5 protein-coding genes are annotated in these 4,015 nt (G+C 68.3%); all 5 read left to right on the forward strand.

What is annotated here, in order from left to right; all coding sequences use genetic code 11:
• On the forward strand, nucleotides 1–156 hold a 156-nt coding region (locus AC1DOQ_RS26740), incomplete at its 5' end, for a transposase domain-containing protein (RefSeq protein WP_477371392.1).
• Between the two features lie 222 nt (nucleotides 157–378).
• Nucleotides 379–717, forward strand: coding sequence for a YkgJ family cysteine cluster protein (locus AC1DOQ_RS26745; RefSeq protein ID WP_477371381.1), 339 nt, complete (start codon nucleotides 379–381; stop codon nucleotides 715–717).
• Nucleotides 718–902: 185 nt separating this feature from the next.
• On the forward strand, nucleotides 903–2,678 hold the full coding sequence (locus AC1DOQ_RS26750) for a methyl-accepting chemotaxis protein (RefSeq protein WP_477371384.1): 1,776 nt from the start codon (nucleotides 903–905) through the stop codon (nucleotides 2,676–2,678).
• Nucleotides 2,679–2,687: 9 nt separating this feature from the next.
• Nucleotides 2,688–3,155 carry a chemotaxis protein CheW gene (locus AC1DOQ_RS26755; protein WP_477371387.1) on the forward strand — a complete coding sequence of 156 codons (468 nt, stop codon included), beginning with the start codon at nucleotides 2,688–2,690 and terminating at the stop codon, nucleotides 3,153–3,155.
• A partial coding sequence (locus AC1DOQ_RS26760) for a CheR family methyltransferase (RefSeq protein ID WP_477371389.1) occupies nucleotides 3,152–4,015 on the forward strand: 864 nt, incomplete at its 3' end. The genes AC1DOQ_RS26755 and AC1DOQ_RS26760, both read left to right, overlap by 4 nt.

Consider the following 4,015-nt stretch of genomic DNA (forward strand, 5'->3'; position numbering starts at 1 on the left):
GCAGCCGCCATGTACGGGCTCATCGGAACGGCCAGGCTGAACGGCATCGACCCCGAAGCCTGGTTGCGCCACGTGCTGACGCACATCGCCGACTACCCTGTGAACCGTGTCGACGACTTCCTGCCCTGGAACTGTGCCGCCAAACTGCCCGGCTGAACTCCGCTTCCCAGCGGTGTGACAAGCATCATCTCGTATCAGCTTCGGTAACTCAACACGGTGCTGGGACGACGCTTACTCAAATAGTAACAAACTGCTCGCTTTGAGGAAGGTCTAACACTTAGCTTTAGGAAATGAGGCATCCGTTTCCATATATAAAAACCCGCTTGTAAGCAATCGATAGCGGCGCGCGCTATCATTTGTGTTCAACTTCCGACCGACATGAGCGACACGAACGACACCAACCCCTGCCTCGCCTGCGGCGCCTGCTGCAAGAGCTACCGGGTTTCCTTCTACTGGGCCGACGCCGAACAGCGCGGCCTGCCTTCCTCCCTGACCGAACAACTCAATCCCTACCTGGCCTGCATGGCCGGCACCAACGCCAGGGAGCCGCGCTGCGCGGCCCTGCGCCAGTCCGGCGACGGATCGTTTGCCTGCGGCGTCTACGAACGGCGGCCCGATCCCTGCCGCGAGGTGCAGATCGGCGACGAGAAGTGCGTGCAGGCGCGGCGCCGGCATGGCTTGCCGGCTTTGCCCCCGGATGCCAATTTGTTGCGCTAGTGCACTTTTGTTTCGACTTGGGTTCGGGCAGATGTTACATTTGAGGCTGGGCCTCGTTTTCTTGGAGACTCCGGCGTTCGCGACTTCGGAGTCAGAGCCCAACCGAGAGAACCGGGCTCTGACCCCTACGGACCTCTAACCCTGCGGATATGTTGCAAAATTTAAGCATCAAGACAAAACTGACGATGGGCTTCGGCGCCATCGTCGCGATCATCCTGTTCCTGCTGATCCTGGCTTATAACAACTTCGCGCGGCTGTCCGAGGCGAATGCGTGGGACCGCCATACCCTCGAGGTGCTGCTGGAGACCAACCACATCGCGACCTCGGTGCTGCAGGTGCAGAGCGCGACCCGCGGCTATCTCCTGACCGGCAACGACAACCTGGTCGCGCCGATCCGCAGCGAGTACGAACGCGCCCGCAGCCACGTGCGCCGCGCGCTCGAGCTGACCGTCGACAATCCGGCCCAGAAGGCACGCCTGCACCAGCTCGACCCCGTGCTGGCCAGCTGGATGGACAAGGCGATCGCGCCGCAGATCGAGCTGCGCCGCCGCGCCGCCGGCAACCCGGCGGCGGTCCAGGCGCAGACGGAAGCCGCGGTCCTGGCCGGCACCGCCAACGTGGCCGGCATGCGCGAGATCCTGGACGATATCGCCGCCGAAGAGAACCGCCTGCTGGAGCAGCGCAGGGAAGACACGAGCGCGCTGCGCCAGTCGATGCGCGCGCTGCTGAGCGTGGGCGCGCTGATCTGCGTGCTGCTGGCGGTCCTGATCGGCACCGTGCTGGTGCGCGCCGTCTCGCGTCCGCTGGCGGCCCTGGCCGACGCCGCGCGCAGGCTGGGCGACGGCGTCCCGGGCGCGCGCGCCGAGGTCCTCTCGGGCGACGAACTGGGCCAGGTGGCCCTCGAATTCAACCGCATGGCCCAGTCCATCGAAGACAGCCACGCCAAGGAACTGGCCGCCGGCCGCGAACTGCGCGCCAAGGTCGACACCCTGCTCGGCGTGGTCTCGAAGGCGGCGCGCGGCGACCTCACCGGCAATATCGAGATCCGCGGCGAGGATGCCATCGGCCGCCTCGGCGAAGGCCTGGCGACCATGCTCGGCAACCTGCGCAGCCTGCTGACCAATGTGCAGCGGGCCGGCATCCAGGTAGCCAGTTCGGCGACCCAGATCGCCGCTTCCGCGCGCCAGCAGGAGGCGACCGGCATCGAGCAGGCCCAGACCAGCGTCGAGGTGCTGGCCACCACCAAGGAAATGTCGGCCAATACCTCCCAGCTGCTGCGCACCATGGAGGAAGCGACCGAGGTGGCCGACTACACCACCAGCGCCACCGCCGACGCCCAGGACAAGCTGAAGCACATGGACCACACCATGCAGCAGCTGGTCGATGCCACCGATTCGATCGGCGCCAAGCTGGCCGCGCTGTCCGAGAAGGCCAGCAACATCAACAGCGTGCTGACCACCATCACCAAGGTGGCCGACCAGACCAATATCCTGTCGCTGAACGCCGCGATCGAGGCCGAGAAGGCCGGCGAAGCGGGCCGCGGCTTCTCGGTGGTGGCCACCGAGATCCGGCGCCTGGCCGACCAGACCTCGGTCTCGACCTGGGACATCGAACAGATGCTGAAGGAGATGCAGTCGGCGGTGTCGGCCAGCGTGATGGGCATGGACAAATTCGCCGAAGAGATCCGCCGCAACGTCGGCGAGGCGCGCCACGTGGCCGAACAGCTGTCCGGCATGATGGACCAGGTGCGCAAGCTGTCGCCGCGCTTCGACCTGGTGCTGCAGGGGATGCAGTCGCAGGCCGTCGGCGCCGCGCAGATCTCGGGCACCATGGTGCAGCTGTCCGACGCCAGCCAGCAGACCGTCGAATCGCTGAAGGCCACCAGCGAAGCCGTGCACCAGTTGCAGTACGCCGCCGGCGACCTGCAGCAGTCGGTCGCCACCTTCTCCGTGGATGACTGAGACCCGCGCATGAAGGTGCTGGCGTTTCACATCGGGCGCGAACGCTATGCCCTGCCCCTCACCGCCGTGCTGCGGGTGCTGCCGGTGGCGCGCCTGAAGGCGCTGCCGGGGGCGCCGCACTACGTGCCGGGCCTGCTGGACCTGCAAGGCGAAGTCATCCCCGTGATCGACCTGTCGCGCCTGGCCGGCACGCCGCCGGATGCGGTGCGCTACGACACCCGCATCCTGCTGGTCGAGGTGGCGGCGGCGGGACGGCGGCGGCGCCTGGGCCTGAAGGCCGAGCGCGTGACCGGGGTGGCGGACATCGGCGCCGAACTGCGCGACGGCGGCGTGCTGGCCGCGCCCTGGCTCGGCGGGCTTGCGGCCGGCGCGACCGATGCATCCGGTCGCGCCACCGGCATGCTGCAGCTGATCGAGCCGGACCGCCTGCTGGCGCCCGAAGTGGCAACCCTGCTGTTCGGCGAGGCCTGCGCATGAACCTCGGCCAGCTGTTGAAGGACAGTACCGGCCTGGTGCTGCCGCCGGATGCCGTCGAGCGCGCCGTGCGCGAGCGCATGCTGCGCCTCGGCCTGGACGCGCGCCAGGACTATGCGCCGCTGCCCGGCACGCCGGAATTCGAGGCCCTGGTCGACCTCGTGATCGTGCCCGAATCCTGGATGTTCCGCGATCCGGAAGTGTTCGAGACCGCGCTGCGCTTCGTCCGCCGCCGCCTGCTGAGCCATCCGGGCCGGCAGCTGCGCCTGCTGTCGATTCCCTGCGCCGGCGGCGAGGAGCCGTATTCGATGGCGATGGCGCTGGCATCGAACGGCATCGCGCCCGCGCAGTGCCGGATCGATGCGGTCGACCTCTCGCGCGCATCGCTCGAACGCGCGCGCCTGGGCCGCTACACGCGCAATGCCTTCCGCGGCGCCGACCTGGCCTTCCGCGAGCGCTGGTTCCGCCATTCCGGCGACGACTACCTGATCGACGATACGCTGCGCCGCTACGTCCGCTTCAGCCAGGGCAACCTGCTGCGCCCGGCCAGCTTGCCCGACGGCGGCGCACGCTACGACCTCGTGTTCTGCCGTAACCTGCTGATCTATTTCGACGATGCCGGCCGCGCCGCCGCGGCCGCGGCCATCGAGGCGCTGCTGGCCGACGACGGCCTGCTGTTGTCCGGATTTGCCGAGGCCCCGGCCTTCTGCCGCCGGGGCTTTGCGCCGCAGTCGCTGCGCCATCCCTATGCCCTGCACAAGGTGGGCATGGCGACGGTGCGGCGGCGCCCGCGTCCCGCCGCGCCGTTGCGGCCTGCGCCTGCGACTGCCCCCACGCCCGCGCGGCAGGCCGCGGCACCGGCG

It is taken from the genome of Massilia sp. 01N417 (assembly GCF_056399645.1).

Excerpts from the sequence above, each read along its gene's own strand:
- AC1DOQ_RS26745 (WP_477371381.1), top strand. The coding sequence starts at position 379 with ATGAGCGACACGAACGACACCAACCCCTGCCTCGCCTGCGGCGCCTGC.
- AC1DOQ_RS26750 (WP_477371384.1), top strand. The coding sequence starts at position 903 with ATGGGCTTCGGCGCCATCGTCGCGATCATCCTGTTCCTGCTGATCCTG.
- AC1DOQ_RS26755 (WP_477371387.1), top strand. The coding sequence starts at position 2,688 with ATGAAGGTGCTGGCGTTTCACATCGGGCGCGAACGCTATGCCCTGCCC.